General features: G+C 71.5%; 18 protein-coding genes. 11 read left to right on the top strand and 7 right to left on the bottom strand.

The window, feature by feature from the left end:
* The first annotated feature begins 1 nt into the window (after position 1).
* The 3 genes from ABEA34_RS07825 (at position 2) to ABEA34_RS07835 (ending at position 2,228) form a co-directional block, all read left to right on the top strand.
* Complete coding sequence (locus ABEA34_RS07825) at positions 2-499, top strand: hypothetical protein (RefSeq protein ID WP_345522770.1); 498 nt, start codon at positions 2-4, stop codon at positions 497-499.
* Positions 500-612: 113 nt separating this feature from the next.
* Positions 613-924, top strand: coding sequence for a hypothetical protein (locus tag ABEA34_RS07830; protein ID WP_345520683.1), 312 nt, complete (start codon positions 613-615; stop codon positions 922-924).
* Positions 921-2,228, top strand: a complete 1,308-nt coding sequence (locus ABEA34_RS07835) for a hypothetical protein (protein ID WP_345520684.1) — start codon at positions 921-923, stop codon at positions 2,226-2,228. The genes ABEA34_RS07830 and ABEA34_RS07835 overlap by 4 nt, the downstream gene beginning before the upstream one ends.
* A 64-nt stretch (positions 2,229-2,292) precedes the next feature.
* On the opposite strand, the gene ABEA34_RS07840 is transcribed toward ABEA34_RS07835, so the two are convergent.
* Both ABEA34_RS07840 and ABEA34_RS07845 read right to left on the bottom strand, forming a co-directional pair.
* Positions 2,293-3,288, bottom strand: coding sequence for a tyrosine-type recombinase/integrase (locus ABEA34_RS07840; protein ID WP_345520685.1), 996 nt, complete (start codon positions 3,286-3,288; stop codon positions 2,293-2,295).
* Between the two features lie 336 nt (positions 3,289-3,624).
* Positions 3,625-3,987: a helix-turn-helix transcriptional regulator gene (locus ABEA34_RS07845; protein WP_345520686.1), complete on the bottom strand. Its 363-nt coding sequence runs from the start codon at positions 3,985-3,987 to the stop codon at positions 3,625-3,627.
* A gap of 334 nt (positions 3,988-4,321) precedes the next feature.
* Here ABEA34_RS07845 and ABEA34_RS07850 point away from each other — a divergent pair, with 334 nt between their 5' ends.
* Positions 4,322-4,972, top strand: coding sequence for a hypothetical protein (locus tag ABEA34_RS07850; protein ID WP_345520687.1), 651 nt, complete (start codon positions 4,322-4,324; stop codon positions 4,970-4,972).
* The gene (locus ABEA34_RS07855; RefSeq protein ID WP_345520688.1) at positions 4,959-5,774 is read left to right on the top strand and encodes a hypothetical protein; all 816 of its coding nucleotides are present in this window, start codon (positions 4,959-4,961) and stop codon (positions 5,772-5,774) included. The genes ABEA34_RS07850 and ABEA34_RS07855 overlap by 14 nt, the downstream gene beginning before the upstream one ends.
* Positions 5,775-5,818: 44 nt before the next feature.
* On the opposite strand, the gene lhgO is transcribed toward ABEA34_RS07855, so the two are convergent.
* Positions 5,819-7,009 (bottom strand): L-2-hydroxyglutarate oxidase, encoded by a 1,191-nt coding sequence (gene lhgO / locus ABEA34_RS07860; protein WP_345520689.1) that lies wholly within the window; start codon positions 7,007-7,009, stop codon positions 5,819-5,821.
* Positions 7,010-7,019: 10 nt separating this feature from the next.
* Positions 7,020-8,195 carry a saccharopine dehydrogenase family protein gene (locus ABEA34_RS07865; protein WP_345520690.1) on the bottom strand — a complete coding sequence of 392 codons (1,176 nt, stop codon included), beginning with the start codon at positions 8,193-8,195 and terminating at the stop codon, positions 7,020-7,022.
* 43 nt (positions 8,196-8,238) lie between these two features.
* Here ABEA34_RS07865 and ABEA34_RS07870 point away from each other — a divergent pair, with 43 nt between their 5' ends.
* The gene (locus tag ABEA34_RS07870) at positions 8,239-8,508 is read left to right on the top strand and encodes a DUF2277 domain-containing protein (RefSeq protein WP_345520691.1); all 270 of its coding nucleotides are present in this window, start codon (positions 8,239-8,241) and stop codon (positions 8,506-8,508) included.
* Positions 8,505-9,320 (top strand): Sir2 family NAD-dependent protein deacetylase, encoded by an 816-nt coding sequence (locus ABEA34_RS07875; protein WP_345520692.1) that lies wholly within the window; start codon positions 8,505-8,507, stop codon positions 9,318-9,320. The genes ABEA34_RS07870 and ABEA34_RS07875 overlap by 4 nt, the downstream gene beginning before the upstream one ends.
* On the opposite strand, the gene ABEA34_RS07880 is transcribed toward ABEA34_RS07875, so the two are convergent.
* Complete coding sequence (locus tag ABEA34_RS07880) at positions 9,317-10,003, bottom strand: iron-dependent transcriptional repressor DtxR (RefSeq protein ID WP_345520693.1); 687 nt, start codon at positions 10,001-10,003, stop codon at positions 9,317-9,319. The two genes, ABEA34_RS07875 and ABEA34_RS07880, sit on opposite strands and share 4 nt — an antisense overlap.
* Positions 10,004-10,050: 47 nt before the next feature.
* Here ABEA34_RS07880 and ABEA34_RS07885 point away from each other — a divergent pair, with 47 nt between their 5' ends.
* The 4 genes from ABEA34_RS07885 to ABEA34_RS07900 all read left to right on the top strand — a co-directional run bounded on the left by ABEA34_RS07885 (position 10,051) and on the right by ABEA34_RS07900 (position 14,768).
* Positions 10,051-11,391, top strand: coding sequence for a cryptochrome/photolyase family protein (locus ABEA34_RS07885; RefSeq protein ID WP_345520694.1), 1,341 nt, complete (start codon positions 10,051-10,053; stop codon positions 11,389-11,391).
* Between the two features lie 68 nt (positions 11,392-11,459).
* Positions 11,460-12,446 (top strand): hypothetical protein, encoded by a 987-nt coding sequence (locus ABEA34_RS07890; RefSeq protein WP_345520695.1) that lies wholly within the window; start codon positions 11,460-11,462, stop codon positions 12,444-12,446.
* Positions 12,439-13,140, top strand: coding sequence for a hypothetical protein (locus tag ABEA34_RS07895; RefSeq protein ID WP_345520696.1), 702 nt, complete (start codon positions 12,439-12,441; stop codon positions 13,138-13,140). Before ABEA34_RS07890 ends, ABEA34_RS07895 begins: the two co-directional genes overlap by 8 nt.
* 26 nt (positions 13,141-13,166) lie before the next feature.
* Positions 13,167-14,768, top strand: a complete 1,602-nt coding sequence (locus tag ABEA34_RS07900) for a glycoside hydrolase family 13 protein (protein ID WP_345520697.1) — start codon at positions 13,167-13,169, stop codon at positions 14,766-14,768.
* On the opposite strand, the gene ABEA34_RS07905 is transcribed toward ABEA34_RS07900, so the two are convergent.
* On the bottom strand, positions 14,769-15,233 hold the full coding sequence (locus ABEA34_RS07905; protein ID WP_345520698.1) for a MarR family winged helix-turn-helix transcriptional regulator: 465 nt from the start codon (positions 15,231-15,233) through the stop codon (positions 14,769-14,771).
* Entirely contained in the window at positions 15,230-16,783 is a 1,554-nt protein-coding gene (locus ABEA34_RS07910; protein WP_345520699.1) for an MDR family MFS transporter, read from the bottom strand. The genes ABEA34_RS07905 and ABEA34_RS07910 overlap by 4 nt, the downstream gene beginning before the upstream one ends.
* Positions 16,784-16,815 lie beyond the last annotated feature (32 nt).

A 16,815-nucleotide genomic window follows, 5' to 3' on the forward strand; every position in this document is an offset into this window, starting at 1 on the left:
GATGATGTCCGCCGCAGCAATTCGCGACGAGCCACCGGGGCCGATCAACTGGAACCTCCTCGACGCCGAGGCGGCCGAGGCCGAATGGCGGGACCTGGATCGGTTCGTGCTGTGGCTCAAGACCGCGTTCGGGCTCTCGCCGGCGATCGTGCCGCCGTACTGGCACCGTCACGACGAGCTGATCTGGGAGCTCTCCGCTCTTCACCTGCACTTCCTGGCGTGCTTCGACGAGATCGCTTCACCCTCCGCGCCGATCGCTTGGATGCGCGACTTCTCCGATGCCCGGCATCGTCTACGCGAGTGGGTGGCAACCTGCGGGACCCGGCTCGATGGTGACCGCCCGACCCGACAAAGCAGGTGGCCCGGCGAAACCGCCGAGACTCGTGGCGGCGAGGTCAAGATCGCCGATCGTGCCGCCGACTTCGAGGAGTTCGTCCGTACCGACGTGCTCCGACGCCGACGCACCCAGGCCATCGTCGACCGACAGCTCCTCGGCTGAACCCAAACCGACCGCAGCCTTGCCGCAACGCGGTCTGTCCACAGAACGACGCCGGGTCGCGACGCGTTCTCACCGATCCGCTCGACCATTCAGGAGACCTGTGGGAGGTTGCCATGCGACTGGCACATGCGCACACTCTCGCCCTGGCCCGCACCTACGTGGTCGCGCTCGCCGACCACGCGGCGGCCGAGGACGTGGCTTCGGCGTACGAACGCGTACTGATCGAGCTGGATCGGCTGCACGACGACCAGGGCCCCGACATCGATCTCGAGACCGTCACCGGTGGCAGCGACCTGTGGTTCGAGCTCGCGATCGTGGCGATCGCGAACCTGATCCGCCACGGCGTCGATCCACTGAGCGTCGAGCTGATCTGCTGGATGCTCGTCGACGCCCACGCCGCTGACGCCGCCATGGGCCGCGGGTGATGTACGCCGAGACGGGCGCCGCGATGCGTGCTCCGCTCGCCGAGCTGCTGCGACAGCACCGTACGCAGCATCGACTCGGCGACTCGCCCTCGCAGCGCGCTGAGGCCGGCTACGAGATCCGGCGGTACCGCCACACCATCCTTGCCTGGTGCAGCCAGGCACTGGACTCGGTCAGTCCCTTGACGTTCTCGAACCAACCGTCAGCGCGTGCTAATCCGTTCCACGTCGCTGGCGCTGGTCAGGGCACCTCGCCTGCCGGGGAGCTCGGCCGCTCTATCGACCTCGCCCTGACCCACGACCGGGCACCGCGGGCGACCATCGACCAGCTCACCACACCTACCGGACACCCGCATGTCGAGCTGTGGCGTCAGGTCGCTCGGGCCGCTGCCCTTGCCGAACACGACACGGCACCCGCGATCGCGTCGACCATGACTGCGCCCCAGGCTCAGGCGGTCGTGGCGGACGTTGCCGCGATCGTCCAGGCACTGGTCGTGCTCGACCAGCGCCACCACAACACCCCCGAATGGCAACACCTACCTCAGAGCGGCCATCTCGGCTGGGCCGCCCTCGCAGCGTCACTCGACGTGAACCTCGGGCAACCGGACTACACCGTGGACCGGCTGGGTTGGCACCCCCGAGTGAAGGCGATCCCCGGTCCGGCACGACCTGGGATCCTCGGCGTGCTTCAGGCCCAGCACAACCTCGTCGTCAAACTAGGATCCGCGCTCCCCAGCACGGTCCACCTGCGCTACGTGATCGACTCCCAACGACTGCTGTCACGCCACCTCACGCCGTTCGCATCACGCATCGACAACCGGCTCGCCGAACACTGGAACAATCGAGCCGACACCTATGCCGACCTACAACGACAGTTCCGCAGCATCAGCGGGCTCCTCGGCACCGGCGGCGGGGCCGCGGCCGCGGAAGGCGCCAACGCCGTCGCCCGCCTCCGGAGCCTGCCGGCCGACACGATCGTGGAACCCCGGGTCCTGGGCGGCCTCCAACTGCTCTTCGGTCGACTCGATCAGCACATCGCCGACCTCGTCGAGGACGGCATCGCGAGCGGCGCCTTCGCCCAACGCATCCGACTCCCCCGACCTTCTGAGACAGACGACCTGGTTGCGCCCGACCGGGACCAACTGGCCCCGGTCGACGCCGTGGACAACCGTGGCCTGATCGACACCGTCCGCAGCCTCGCCGCCCCCGGCAGCAAGCCTCGGGCGACGCCCGGCGCAAGCCGTGCCGAACTCCACGCGGCACTCGTCCATCGGCCTGAGCGGCGTCCGAGCGGCCTGGCGCTGTGACTGCATGCGCACCCGACGAACTGAAGACCCGTGGCGACACCACCGGCCCACGATGGTTGCGTCGTCAAGCGGAGGCGTCAGTGCGACCCGATGACGCCCAGCCGAGCGCTTGCAGCGAGTCGGCGATGTCGTCCTTGGCTCCGGAGACGTAGCGAGCGATGGTGAACTCGGCCGACTCATGACCGGCCAGCGTCGCGACCCGCGAGGCCGGCTGATCGAGGTCTTCCAGCTGCCAGGTCACGAAGGTGTGGCGCAGCGAGTGCCACGTCAGCGCCCACGATCGCTGCTTGCGGGTCCTGCCCTCACCCCAGGGCTTGACCTCGTCGATGTAGGGCCAGTCCGCGGCGAGCGCCGCGGGCTCGAAGACGTCGCGATGGAAGTTGCCGCCCAGCAGCCAGGTGCCGCGTTCCGAGGGGAACAGCAGGCCCTTGGGATTGATGCCGGCAGCTCGCTCTGCCTCGATCTCCTCCAGGCGGAGGTCGATCGCCTCGGCGAGCGGGTATCCGGTTGGCGTGACGCGCGGATAGGTGGTCCACCGGCGCTTGTTTCCCTTCGGTGGCGCGAGGTGCGGTCCGCCGATCGTCTCGAGCCGCCACAGCACCCGGATCCGGCCGTCCCGGTGGACCGCGGTGTCATCGAGGACGGCGAGCTCACCGCGGCGCACCCCGGAGTACGCCGCGAGCTCGACCGCCAGCGCCCGCCAGCCCTTGTGTCCCCTGCGCCGACGCGTCGTCATCGATTCGCGGAGCGCGCCCACCTGGTCATGCGTGGGGCGCCGACTGCGGGGCACGAACTCAACCCGGCCGTCGCTCTGCTCGACAACCGTCACGACGCGAGCGCCGTGCCACCACACCGTCGCGAGGTCGATGACCTGATTCTCGAGCAGGTAGTCGCCCTGGCGCAGAGCGCCGACCAACGAGCGGGCCGCCCTGCGGACGTTCCTGCCCTCCGACTCGGTGGGGGCCAGATTGACGGCCTGCTGAACGTGGGACCGTCGCAGCTCGAGATGGCGGGTGGACCCGAACACCGGTCTGAAGTAGCGATCCGCGTAGTAGGTCATCGTCTTGGTGTGCGACTGACCCCAGGATCCGCGGGGCTTGGGGCGATCGGGCGAGAGCCAGTAGTCGATCCCCACCGATGTGCGCTGCTCAGTCCGTGGTGTGGAGCCGGCGAGGATGAGCTGCTCTCGAGCCAGGGCCTTCGCCCACGCCCGGTCGAAGTACCTGCCTGCCGTGGTGCCCTCCTGGGGGTTGCCCCACACGATCCGGTAGTACGGCACCGACGCGGTCGGTGCGTAGACCGCCACCAGGCCGACCGGGGTGTCCCACGCCGCCTGGTCGTCGTTCGGGCGCGTTGGGTCCTCGGTCGGGTCGTAGCTGCGTGGGCGTGCCATGGATCAGCTCTCAGCGTGGCCGACGGCATCGGTGCGAGACGGCGCGGCAGCGGGGGTGCGCCGCACGCGTCGCAGTGCTCGTGGTCGCGGTGCGGCCGTCCGGCTCACCGGCGGGACCGTTCCCTGGACGGCGGAGGGAGCGCGCCGTTCATAAACCTTCTTCGGTGCGCGGTGGGCGTCGATGTAGGCGAGCACCTCGTGGGCGTACCAGCGGTAGCAGGAGTCGGACATGACCAACGGGTCGGGGAAGTCGGGATCCCGGGTGCGGGCGTAGGCCGCCGTGCGCCGGAGCTGGAGCAGGGCGGCGATGTCGTGGATGGTCAGGAGGGCCGGTAGCTCGTCCCGGAGATCGGATGAGGTACTCACATCACGCAGGTGCTCGGACCGTGCCAGCGTGTGCCGGGCCGTCGCGCGCACCCGGCTCGCGTGCCGCGGGGCCGGTCGGCCGTATGGGAACCGTATGTGAACTACCCGTCCGCCGCGGCTCCTTCGCAGGTCAGCGGCATTTGTGCAGCCGCCTCCTAAGCGAAAGGTCGCAAGTTCGACTCTTGCCTGGGGCACCGATGCGGAGCGTCAGACCATCCGGTCGACGACGTGCTCCGCGATCGCCATGCTGAGGACACAGCCCTTTACAGATAACCACCGGAAGCGGCAATATTCTGTTGTGGCCAACAGGGGCGACTTCCTGACGACCCACGAGGTGTCCGACCTCCTGGGCGTCGAGGCACGCCAGGTCCGCGTCCTCGCCGAGACGGGATCCATCACCCGCGTCGCCCGCGGCATCTTCGACCGCACATCGGTCGAGCGCTACCGCGCCGAGCGCGGCTCAGGCCGGACCCGAACCTGGGCAGAGCACACCGCCTGGGGGGCTATCGCAGAGCTCTCGGGCGCGGCGCCGTTGGGCCTGGGAGACACCCAGAGGTACCGAGTTCGCGCCACCCTGCTCGAGATCACCGACCCGACCGAGCTCGTCACCCGGTTGCGCGACCGCGCGACCGTCACGACGTGGTCAGGTCACCGTTCCGTCATCGCGCGCGTCCGCGATGAGCTGGTCATCCCCGGCCGTCGGCGGCTCGGGCTGGCGGAGGACGACACCGTCGTCGACGGCTACGTCCACGCAGAGCGAATCGCGGACCTAGTGCGTCGCTGCCGGCTGGTCGAGGACACCACCGGATCCATCACCCTGCGCCACACCTCAATGGACATCGACTTCGTCGCGTACCTGGCAACGTTGAACCGGACGCTCTCCGCCGTGGACGCCGCCACCTCCCTCGACCCGCGCGAACGCGGCGTAGGGGAACAAACCCTCATCGGCCGGTTGGAGCTGTTCCGCGAGAATGCCCGACGGTAAGCATCAGGGCGGCGAGCGCCCCACCATCGACGTCGCCGCCGCCGTCGGCGGCTGGCCCGACCCGTGGCCGAACGTCGCCGAGATCGCCGCGGTGCTGCCGACCGACAAGTGGACCCTGGTCGGCGGCCTGATGACCCAGCTGCACTCCATCCACCACGGCATCGGCATCGTGCGTCCGACCAACGATGTCGACATCGTGCTTCACATCGAGACCTCTCGCGGCGTCGCCTCCGAGACCGCAACTGCACTGCGCTCCCTCGGCTACGACCTGCGCCCGGCCGTCGATCCCCGCGACAACACCGCACACCGCTTCTACCGCGGCACGAGCAAGGTCGACCTGGTCACCAACCGTCCTGACGACGACCTGGAGGAGGTGGTCGACGTCGTGGTCGCCGACCACCACGCTCCGAAGGTCACCGAAACGCTCGCCGGGCGCGACATGGTGCGCATCGAAGGCGGGACGCAGGCTTTGCGACGCACCATCAACGCGCGTTTGGAGATCGAGCCCGGAACGACCACCACCGTCTCGGTGCCCGGCCCGTTCGGCGCACTCATCTTGAAGGCCGCTGCGTACAAGACAGACTCGCGCGACCCCGACCGCCACCTGCGCGACGCCGTGGCCCTGCTTGCCTGCATCGACGACCCGTTCGCCGAGCGGGAGGGATTCACCGGCTCCGACCGCTCTCGGCTCCAGGCCCTGCGTACCCGGCTCACCCCCGACGACATCTCGTGGACGACGCTGACCGGTCAGCGCCGTATCGACGCCGAGACGGCCCTGGCGATCCTCACCGACGGCGACTGACCGGGACCGAGGCGCTCTTCTACCCGGGCACCCGACGCCTAGCGTCAGACCATCCGGTCGACGACGTGCTCCGCGATGGCGAGGCCGGACGTCGCCGCGGGCGACGGGGCGTTGCGGACCACCGTGATGCCGTCCTCCTGCTGCACGACGAAGTCGTCGACCAGGGAGCCGTCCCGCTCGACGGCCTGTGCCCGGATGCCGAGGCGGGTGCGGGTCACGTCGGCGACGCCGATCGCGGGGACGTACCGCTGCGCGGCGCGCAGGTAGGCGCGCGTCGAGACGACGCCGCCGAGCTCGGTGAGGCCCGTGCGCCAGTGCTCGCTGGCAAAGCGCCAGAAGCCGGGCCAGGCGAGGGTGTCGGCCAGGTCGCGAGGCGACAGCGACAGCCGGCTGTAGCCCCGTCGGCTGAGGGCCAGGAAGGCGTTGGGCCCGACCTCGAGCGACCCGTCGACGCGACGGGTGAAGTGCACCCCGAGGAAGGGGTAGCGGGGGTCCGGGACCGGGTAGATCATGCCGCGGACGAGGTCACGCTTCGCGGCATCGACCGCCAGGTACTCCCCGCGGAACGGCACGATCCGAGGAGCCGCCGGACCGCCGACCAGGCCGGCGAGCCGGTCGGACTCGAGGCCGCCGCAGACGACGAGTCGGTCCACGGCGTACCGCTCCGAGCCGCACGTCACCTCGATCCGGCCGTCACGCCGGTCCACGGCGGTCACGGTCGTGGACAGCAGGACCCGGCCACCCGCGTCCGTGATCTCCCGGCCGATCCGCTCGGCGACCGCGACGTAGTCGGTGATGGCGGTGCACGGCGAGTGCAGCGCCACGAGCCCGGCGGCGTGGGGCTCGATGTCGGTGATCCCGGCGCCGTCGACCCGCTGCAGCGCGGGTACGCCGTTGCGGCGTGCGGTCTGCTCCAGCGCGTCGAAGCGGCCCAGCTCGGACCGGTCGACGGCCACGACGAGCTTGCCGCACTCGTCGTACGGCAGCGCGTGCTCGGCGCAGTAGTCCTGCAGCAGCGAGCGCCCGCGCGTGCAGAGCTCGGCCTTGAGGCTGCCGGGTCGGTAGTAGAGGCCGGCGTGGACGACGCCGGAGTTGTGGCCGGTCTGGTGGGCGGCCAGCCGGTCCTCCTTCTCGATGAGGAGGATGCGTACGCCGGGCCGACGGCGGGTCAGCTCGCGGCCGATGGCCAGACCGAGGATGCCGCCGCCGACGACCCCGATCGTCTCCTCGGTCATCGGGCGCCCATCAACCGAGGACGACCTCGAACCGCAGCCCCGCCGCCTGGAGACGGGCCAGCAGCGGCTCGCCCATGGCCTGCGCGGTGGTGACCTGCCCGGCGGTCTCCGGGTTGTCGTCGAAGGCCAGGCAGAGCGCGGACTCGGCGAGCATCTTGGCGGTCTCGTCGTAGCCGGGGTCGCCGCCCGAGACCCGGGTGTGCAGGGTGCGCCCGTCGCCCTCGGCGACGAAGTCGACGGTGAACCACGACTTCGCCCGCCGCGCCTCGTCAGGCCCCTCGCCCGGCTTGACCCGGTCGAGCGCGAAGCGCCGCAGCGGCGGCACCTGGGCGGTCAGGAACATGGAGGTCACGGCGGCCGCGCCACCCGCGGCGTACCGGAGCGTCTTGGTGCCGGCGTAGTGCGAGTAGCGGAAGTCCGGGCCGTACGACGCGAGCGCGGCGCCGCTGCGGGCGACCACGAGCGGGTCGATCGTCGGCATCGGGAGCAGCCAGTAGCCGAGCAGGCCGTCCTTGTGCGGCTTGCCCGCGACGGCGCGCGACTTCCGGCCCTCGGGTCGCGGCTCGACCCGACGGCGCTGCTGGACGACCGCTTTGGTCTGGCGCGCCCGCGAGAACGCCGTCATCGCGGAGTGGAAGGTGCCGCCGGAGAACATCGCCCCCGCGCGCACCACCCCGCGGACCGTGACCGGACCGCGGCCCTGGAACTGCTGCAGGGTGTAGAGGACGCCGAGGTCGTGCGGGATCGAGTCGAAGCCGCAGGCGTGCACGATCCGGGCGCCGGTGCGGACGGCCGTCTCGTGGTGGGCGAGGTACATCTGGTCGACGAACTCGGGCTCCCCGGTCAGGTCGACGTAGTCGGTGCCCGCCTCGGCGCAGGCCGCGACCAGCGGCTCGCCGTACGCGACGTAGGGGCCGACGGTGGTGATGACGACCCCGGCCCGGCGGGCCACGTCGGCCAGCGACGCGGGGTCCTCGACGTCGGCGTGCAGCAGCGGGAGCTCGGCGAGCGCCGGGTCGACCTCGGCCAGCTGGCGGCGTACGTCCTCGAGCTTGGCCTGGTTGCGACCCGCGAGGCCCCACCGCAGCCCGTCCGGGGCATGCCGGGCGAGGTAGTCGGCGGTCAGTCCGCCGGTGAATCCGGTGGCGCCGAAGAGGACCAGGTCGAGCTCGCGGGAGTCGGGCATGCGACCCATGTTGACAGGTGCGTGAGCGACGTATTCTCGAGGCATGTGCCGCAACATCCGACCCTTGAACAACTTCGAGCCGCCGGCCACCTCCGACGAGGTCTCCGCTGCCGCACTGCAGTACGTGCGCAAGGTGAGCGGCACGACCAAGCCGTCGCAGGCCAACCAGGCGATCTTCGACCAGGCCGTGCGCGAGATCGCGCACATCACCGAGCACCTGCTCGAGGACCTGGTCACCACCGCGCCGCCGAAGAACCGCGACGTCGAGGCCGCCAAGGCACGGGCCCGCGCCGAGCTCCGGTACGCCCGTTGACCGTCGCCGCGACCTCGGCCCACGCCGAGGCGCTCGCCCTGCTGCGCGATCGACCGCTGGTCGTGCTCACCGGTGCCGGGCTCTCCACCGACTCGGGCATCCCGGACTACCGCGGGCCGGGAGCGCCGACGCGGATGCCGATGACCTACCAGGAGTTCGTGTCCGGGCCGGCCGCTCGCCAGCGCTACTGGGCGCGCAGCCACCTGGGCTGGGGCCGGATGCGGCGGGCGGAGCCCAACGCCGGGCACCACGCGCTGGCGCGGCTCGCGCCCGAGCTGCTGATCACCCAGAACGTCGACGGCCTGCACGAGCAGGTCGGGACCCCGCGGCTCGTGGCGCTGCACGGCCGGATCGCCGAGGTCGTCTGCCTGGACTGCCGGTCGACCTCGCCGCGGACCGCGCTCCAGCAGCGGTTGACGGAGCTCAACCCGGGGTTCGCGGAGCGGCACGCGGACGTCGTCTCCCGCCCCGACGGCGACGTCGACCTGGACGAGACCGCCGACTTCGTCGTACCCGACTGTGGGTGCGGCGGAGTGCTCAAGCCCGACGTGGTCTTCTTCGGCGAGAACGTGCCGCCTCCCCGCGTGGCCCGGTGCTACGAGGCGGTCGACGCGCTGGTCGACTCCGACGGAGCGCTGCTCGTCGCCGGCTCGAGCCTGACCGTGATGTCCGGGCTGCGCTTCGTCCGCCGGGCGGCGAAGGCCGGCACGCCGGTCGTGATCGTCAACAGGGGCGAGACGCGCGGCGACCCGCTGGCCACCTGCCGGGTCGACGTCGGCTGCAGCGAGTTCCTGACGGAGCTCGCGGGCTAGAGCTTGCGCACGAAGATGTGGTCGGCCGCCTCGGGCACGATCTCGGCGGTCTCGCCGCCGGAGCCCACGAGTACGCCGGCCTCGGTCGTCACGACCGTGACGGTCTTGTCGGGCAGCGCGCCCACGCGGCGCATCGCGCTCATCAGGATCTCGTCCTTCTGCATCTCTTCGGAGATGCGGCGGACCAGCACCCGCCCCTCGGTCGCCTCGGCCGCCTGCGACAGCGGCTCGACGCCGTCCATGAAGGACTCCCCCACCTCGAGCTCGCCGAGCTCGTCGAGGCCAGGGATCGGGTTGCCGTACGGCGACTCCGTGGGGTGGTCGAGCAGCTTGAGCAGCCGGCGCTCGACGGTCTCCGACATCACGTGCTCCCAGCGGCAGGCCTCCTCGTGCACGAGCTCCCACTCGAGCCCGATGACGTCGGTGAGCAGGCGCTCGGCGAGCCGGTGCTTGCGCATCACCCGCACCGCCAGCCGCAGGCCCTCGTCGGTCAGCTCGAGGTGCCGGTCGCCCTCGACGGTCAGCAGCCCGTCGCGCTCCATCCGCGCCACGGTCTGCGACACGGTCGGCCCGGACTGGTGCAGCCGCTCCGCGATCCGCGCACGCAACGGGACGATCCCCTCCTCGACCAGCTCGTAGATGGTCCGGAGGTACATCTCGGTGGTGTCGATCAGATCGCTCACGCGGGCCATTCTGTCTCATCGACCATAGGGCTGGCAGGCTGGCGTCGATGGCTTCCGTGATGTGGTTCCGCCGCGACCTCCGTCTCGCGGACAATCCAGCCTTGGTCGCGGCCGCCGCCGACGGCCCCGTGCTGCCCCTCTTCGTGCTCGACCCGGTGCTGTGGGGCGCCGCCGGGCCGAGCAGGCGGGCCTACCTGGGCGCGTCGCTGCGCAGCCTCGACGCGTCCCTGCGCCAGCGCGGGTCCCGGCTCTCGGTCGTGCGTGGCGACCCGGTACGCCGGGTGGCGCTCGCCGCCCGGGAGGTCGGGGCGTCCCGGGTGCACCTCGCCGCCGACTACGGTCCCTATGGGCACGCCCGCGACGCCGCCGTCGAGGCGGCACTGGCCGAGCACGAGATCGAGCTCGTCCGCACCGGCTCGCCGTACGCCGTGGCGCCGGGGCGGGTCACCAACGGCAGTGGCGAGCCCTACAAGGTCTACACGCCCTTCTCCCGGGCCTGGGCCGACCACGGCTGGCGCGCTCCGGTCGAGCCGCCCCGCGACGGCGGCTGGCTGGAGCTCGACGAGGACACCACGGAGATCCCGGACCCGGCGGTCCCGGCCGGTCTGGAGCTGCCCGAGGCGGGCGAGGCCGCGGCGCGACGCCGGTGGCAGGAGTTCCTCGACGACGTCGCGGCGTACGACGAGGAGCGCGACCGCCCCGACCTCGACACGACCTCGCGGATGTCGACGCACCTGAAGTGGGGCGAGATCCACCCCCGCACCCTGCTCGCCGACCTCGGCCGGCTGCGCAGCTCGGGGGCGGCGACCTACCGCAAGGAGCTCGCCTGGCGGGAGTTCTTCGCCGACGTGCTCTTCGCCCGCCCGGAGACCGCCCGCGACTACCTGCGCCCCGAGTACTCCCGGATGCGCTACGACGAGCCCGGCGACCACCTCGTGGCGTGGCAGGAGGGCCGCACCGGCTATCCCGTCGTCGACGCGGGCATGCGCCAGCTGCGGGCGACCGGGTGGATGCACAACCGGGTCCGGATGATCGTGGCCAGCTTCCTCGTCAAGGACCTGCACCTGGAGTGGCAGCACGGCGCGCAGCACTTCATGCACTGGCTCGTCGACGGCGACCTCGCGTCCAACCAGCAGAACTGGCAGTGGGCCGCGGGCAGCGGCGTCGACGCCGCGCCGTACTTCCGGGTCTTCAACCCGACGACGCAGGGCAAGAAGTTCGATGCCGCCGGGGAGTACGTCCGCCGGTGGGTCCCGGAGCTGGCCGATGTCGCCGACCCCCACGACCCGTCGGCCGACGACCGCGACCGGGTCGGCTACCCGCTGCCGGTCGTCGACCACGCCGCCGAGCGCCGCGAGGCCCTCGACCGGTGGGAGGAGATCCGCTGACTTAGGTCGGGGGCGGTCGCGACCTGGGGCGCTTCCGGCGCCGGTGGCCGGACCCTAGCGTCGAACGCATGCGCACCGCCTGGCTCCCCGCCCTCGGACTCCTCGTCCTGGCACCGGTCTGCGCCGAGTACCTCTGGGGCTACGACGACAGCACCGGTCACCCCGGCACGCTGATCGGCAACCTCATCGTCTTCTCCCCGCTGTACGGCGCGCCCGCGCTGCTGATCCGTGAGCTCGCCCGGCGTCATGGGCTGGGCTGGCCGGGGATCCTGCTGCTGGCGGGGGCCTTCGGGGTCGTGCAGGCCGCCATCGTCGACCAGTCGATGTGGAGCACCGACTACCGCGAGATCCCGTACTGGCAGGACATGGCGGCGCCGACGTACCTCGCCCCGATCGGGCTCAGCCTCTACCTCGCCCTGTCCTTCGTCGGCGGGCACGTGATCCTCAGCATCGGCTCGCCGATCGCGCTGGTCGAGACGCTGACGCCCGGGCGCCGCCACGACCCCTGGCTCGGGTCCGTCGTGCTGTGGGTGGTCGCGTTCCTGTACGCCGCCGCGTGCGCGCTGGTGATGAAGGACGCCTACGACACGGGTGAGGCGACCGCTACCTGGGGCCAGCTGGTCGCGTCCGCGGTGGCGGCAGTGGGACTCGTGGCGGCGGCGTACGTCGTCGGCCGGCGGCCGGCCCTGATCGTCCCGGGCGCCGTGCCCCGGGCGCTGCTGGTGTGGGGGGCCGCCTTCCTCGCGATGGTCGGCTGGGTCGCGATCCCGCCGACCCGGATCGGCACCGCCCTGGTCGCGCTGCTCGCCCTGTGGGTGGCGGTGGCCTTCTGGCAGTGGTCGCGCCGGGGCGACTGGGGCCAGCCGCACGTCCTCGGCCTCGCGAGCGGGGCCGTCGTCGCCGCGGGGTGCTTCGCGTTCCTGACGACCCCGATCGGCTCGGTGAGCGATGCCGAGAAGTACGGCCACAACATCGCGCTGCTGGCGCTGATGGTGACGCTGAGCCTCTGGGCCGCCCGTCGGGCAGGGCCCGGGTACCGTCAGGCGCGTGCCTGACCTGCTCGTGACCCGCCGCTTCTGCGGTCCCCCGTCCTCGGGCAACGGCGGCTACACCGCCGGCGCGCTCGCCTCGCAGGTCGACGCGGCCGTGGTCTCGGTCTCGCTGCTCGCGCCACCTCCGCTGGACACCCCGATGTCCGTGGCGGTCGTCGACGGCTCCACGGTCGCGAGCGCCGACGGCGCCCCGGTCGCACGGGCCGAGGTCGGCACGATCGACCAGCCCACGGTCGCCGCCGTGCCGGTCGAGGAGGCGCGCGCCGCGGAGCGGGCCTTCGTCGGCCTTGGCTCCCACCCGTTCCCGACCTGCTTCGTGTGCGGTCCGGATCGGACCGACGGCCTGCGGATCTTCCCAGGGCCGGTCGCCGGCCCGGACGGGCCGACCCACCTGGCGGCGACGTGGACGCCGGATCCCTCCGTCGCCGACGACCTGACGGCGGTGACCTGGGGCGCGCTGGACTGCATCGGCGGCTGGGCCGGCGGCCTCGCCGACCGGACGATGGTGCTGGCCCGGATGACCGCCCGGCTCGACGTACTGCCCCGGGTCGGGGACGAGCACGTGGTCGTCGGGCTCGCCCGTCGTACCGAGGGCCGGAAGACCTTCACGGCCGCCGCCCTCTACGGCCCGGACGGCCGCCTGCGCGGCCGCGCAGAGCACCTCTGGATCGCGGTCGACCCCGCCGCCTTCGCCTGACCGACGCGCTCCCTAGGATGGAACCCATGGGCTTGACCGATAAAGACAGCGGCCACGAGTGGTGGCGGCACGCCGTCACCTACCAGATCTACCCGCGCAGCTTCGCGGACGCGAACGGCGACGGTGTCGGCGACATGCTGGGCATCACCACGCGCCTGCCCTACCTGCGCGACCTCGGCGTGGACGCGATCTGGCTCTCGCCCTTCTACACCTCGCCCCAGCACGACCACGGGTACGACGTCGCGAACTACTGCGACGTGGACCCGCTCTTCGGCACGCTCGGTGACGCCGACGCGATGATCTCGAAGGCGCACGCGCTGGGCCTCAAGGTGATCGTCGACCTGGTGCCCAACCACAGCTCCACCGAGCACGTGTGGTTCCAGGCCGCCCTCGCCGCCGGCCCGGGCAGCCCCGAGCGGGCGCGCTACCTCTTCCGCGACAGCCCCGAGGGCGCCCCGGAGGGCACGCCGCCCAACAACTGGCGTTCGGTCTTCGGTGGCCTCGCGTGGACGCAGGTGCCCGACGGCCAGTGGTACCTCCACCTCTTCGACTCCAGCCAGCCCGACTTCGACTGGCGCAACCCGGAGGTCGGCGACATGTTCGTCGACGTGCTGCGCTTCTGGCTCGACCGCGGCGCCGACGGCTTCCGCGTCGACGTCGCGCACGGCCTCTTCAAGGAGGAGAGCCTCCGCGACCAGGTGGTCGAGGCGGGCGAGGAGCCCGACAGCGGCGCGCAGACCGACACCTCGATGGTCGAGCGCACGCTGCGCGACGAGCCGATGTGGGACCAGCCCGAGGTGCACGACGTCTACCGCCGCTGGCACCGCGTGCTGGCGGAGTACGACGGCGACCGCATGTTCGTCGCCGAGGCGTGGACCCAGTCCCCCGAGTCGATGGCGCGCTACATCCGGCACGACGAGTTCAGCCAGGCGTTCAACTTCGCGTGGCTGCTGGCCTCGTGGTCGGCGGCCGAGTTCAGCGACGTCATCACCGGCACGATGGACGCCCTCCGGCCGGTCAACGGCTCCCCGACGTGGGTGCTGAGCAACCACGACGTCGTCCGCCACGTGACCCGGTACGGCGGCGGCGCGATCGGCCTGGCCCGGGCGAAGGCGGCCACGATGACGATGCTCGCGCTCCCCGGCTCGGCGTACGTCTACCAGGGCGAGGAGCTCGGGCTGCCCGAGGTCGAGGTCGCTCCGGAGCACCGCCAGGACCCGCTCTTCATCCGGACCGGCGAGGGCGGTCGCGACGGCTGCCGGGTACCGATCCCGTGGAGCGGCACGGCCGCGCCGTACGGCTTCGGTCCGGGCAGCGGCCAGCCGTGGCTCCCGCAGCCGGCGGACTGGGCCGACCTGACGGTCGAGGCCGAGGAGGCCGACGACGACTCGACCCTCGAGTTCTACCGAGCAGCGCTGAAGGCGCGCCGTACGTTCGCGACGACGGCGGGCGACGAGGTGGAGATGCTCGACCTCGGTGCCGACGTGCTCGCGTTCCGGCGCGGCCCGGTGACCGTGGTCCTCAACTGTGGGACCGAACCGGTCGCCCTGCCCGACGGCGAGGCGTTCCTGGCCAGCGGCCCGGTCGACGGCAAGCTGCCGGCCGACACCGCCGTCTGGCTGCGCTGACTAGGCGTCCAGCGCCGCGTTGTAGCTGGCGAGCATCCGGACGAACTCCGACAGGTCGCTGTCCGGCCAGTCGCCGAGCCGGTCGTCCAGCCAGCGCCGGCGGTCGTCCCTCACCTCGTTGATCCGGGCGGCGGCGGCGCCGCTGATCGAGATCAGCGTGGCGCGGCCATCGTCGGGGTCCGGCGTCCGGTCGACCAGGCCCAGGTCCAGGAGGTGCTGGACCTGGCGGCTGATCGCGCCCTTGTCGATCCCGAAGGCCTCGACCATCGCCGACGCGCGCTGCGCGCCGTGCTGGTTGAGCCAGGTGAGCATCAGGTACGACGAGGACTGCAGGTCCGGGTGCACCGACCGGGCCCGCTCGCCGATGACCCGCCGGATCCGGCGGATCATCACGCCGACCTCCTGCTCGAGGCCGCCGAGCAGGTCGGCCCGCGCCGTCGTACCTCGTTGCGTCATGGAGCTCATCGTGCCGCTTCCTCGCTGACGACGGCGTGGTGCAGCTCGGCGGCGACCAGCGGGTCGGCCTCGACCTGGGCCTCGAGGTTCGTCGTGCGCAGCGGCACCTCCTTGATGAGGAGGACGCAGATCAGCGCGATCACCGCGAACGGCGTGGCGACCAGGAAGATGTGGCCGAACGACTCACCGAAGGCGTGCTCCACGAAGGTCAGCGCCTGGCCGGACAGGGTGCTCAGGTCGGGTACGTCGTGGCTCTGGTGGTCGACGCTGCCACCGGTCTCGGCCGCGAGGTTGGCCGCGACCTCGTGGGTCAGCAGCGCGCCGAGGACGGAGACGCCGATCGAGCCGCCCATCGAGCGGAAGAACGCGACGACCGCGCTGGCGGAGCCCATGTCGGCCATCTTGACGTTGTTCTGCACCGAGAGCACGAGGTTCTGCATGGTGGCACCCAGCCCGATGCCGAGGATCGCCATGAAGACGCCGATCGCGACGAGGCTGGTGGTCTCGTCGATGGTGCCGAGCAGGGCGAGCCCGATGACCACCAGGACCATGCCCCCGACCAGGAACCGCTTCCACCGCCCGGTGTTGCTGATGATCCGACCCGACACGACGCTCGAGATCGACAGGCCGCCGACCATCGCGATCGACATCAGGCCGGCCTCGGTCGGGCTCATGCCGCGGGCCGTCTGGAAGTACTGGCTGAGGTAGACGGTGGAGCCGAACATCGCGATGCCGATCGCCACCGACGCCACGGTCGCGAGCGCGATGGTGCGGTCCTTGAAGAGACGCAGCGGGATGATCGGCTCGACGGCGACCCGGGCCTCGACGTAGATCGCGGCCGCGATGACGGCGATGCCGGCGACCACCAGGAGCGCGGTCATGCCGGACTCCCACGCGAACTGGTTGCCCGCGAGGCTGACCCACACGAGCAGGATCGAGACGCCGGCGACGATCAGCGTGGCGCCCAGGTAGTCGATGTGGACCTCGCGCTTGATCACCGGCAGGTGCAGCGTCTTCTGGAGCAGGAAGAACGCGACCACCGCGAAGGGGAGGCCGACGAAGAAGCAGCCGCGCCAGCCGAGGGCCGAGTCGACGATGACGCCGCCGATGAGCGGGCCGCTCACGGTCGCGAGGGCGAAGACGGCGCCCATGTAGCCGGAGTACCGGCCGCGCTCCCGCGGCGACACCATGGTCGCGATGACGACCTGCACCAGGGCGGTGAGGCCACCGACACCGAGACCCTGGACGACGCGGGCGCCGATCAGCACCTCCATGCTCGGGGCGAGCGCGGCGATCAGCGAGCCGACCGTGTAGATCACCAGGGCGAGCTGCACCAGCAGCTTCTTGCTGAAGAGGTCGGACAGCTTGCCCCAGATGGGCGTGGTCGCGGTCATGGCGAGCAGGGTGGCGACGACGACCCAGGTGTACCCGGTCTGGCTGCCGTGCAGTTCGCTGACGATGCGGGGCAGCGCGTTGGTCACCACGGTGCTCGACAGCATCGCGACGAACATGGCCAGCAGCAGGCCGCTGAGGGCCTCCAGGATCTGGCGGTGGGTCATCTGGCCGTCCTCACCGGAGGACGGGGCAGCGA

The organism is Nocardioides conyzicola (genome assembly GCF_039543825.1).
GTDB classification, from domain to species: Bacteria; Actinomycetota; Actinomycetes; order Propionibacteriales; family Nocardioidaceae; genus Nocardioides; species Nocardioides conyzicola.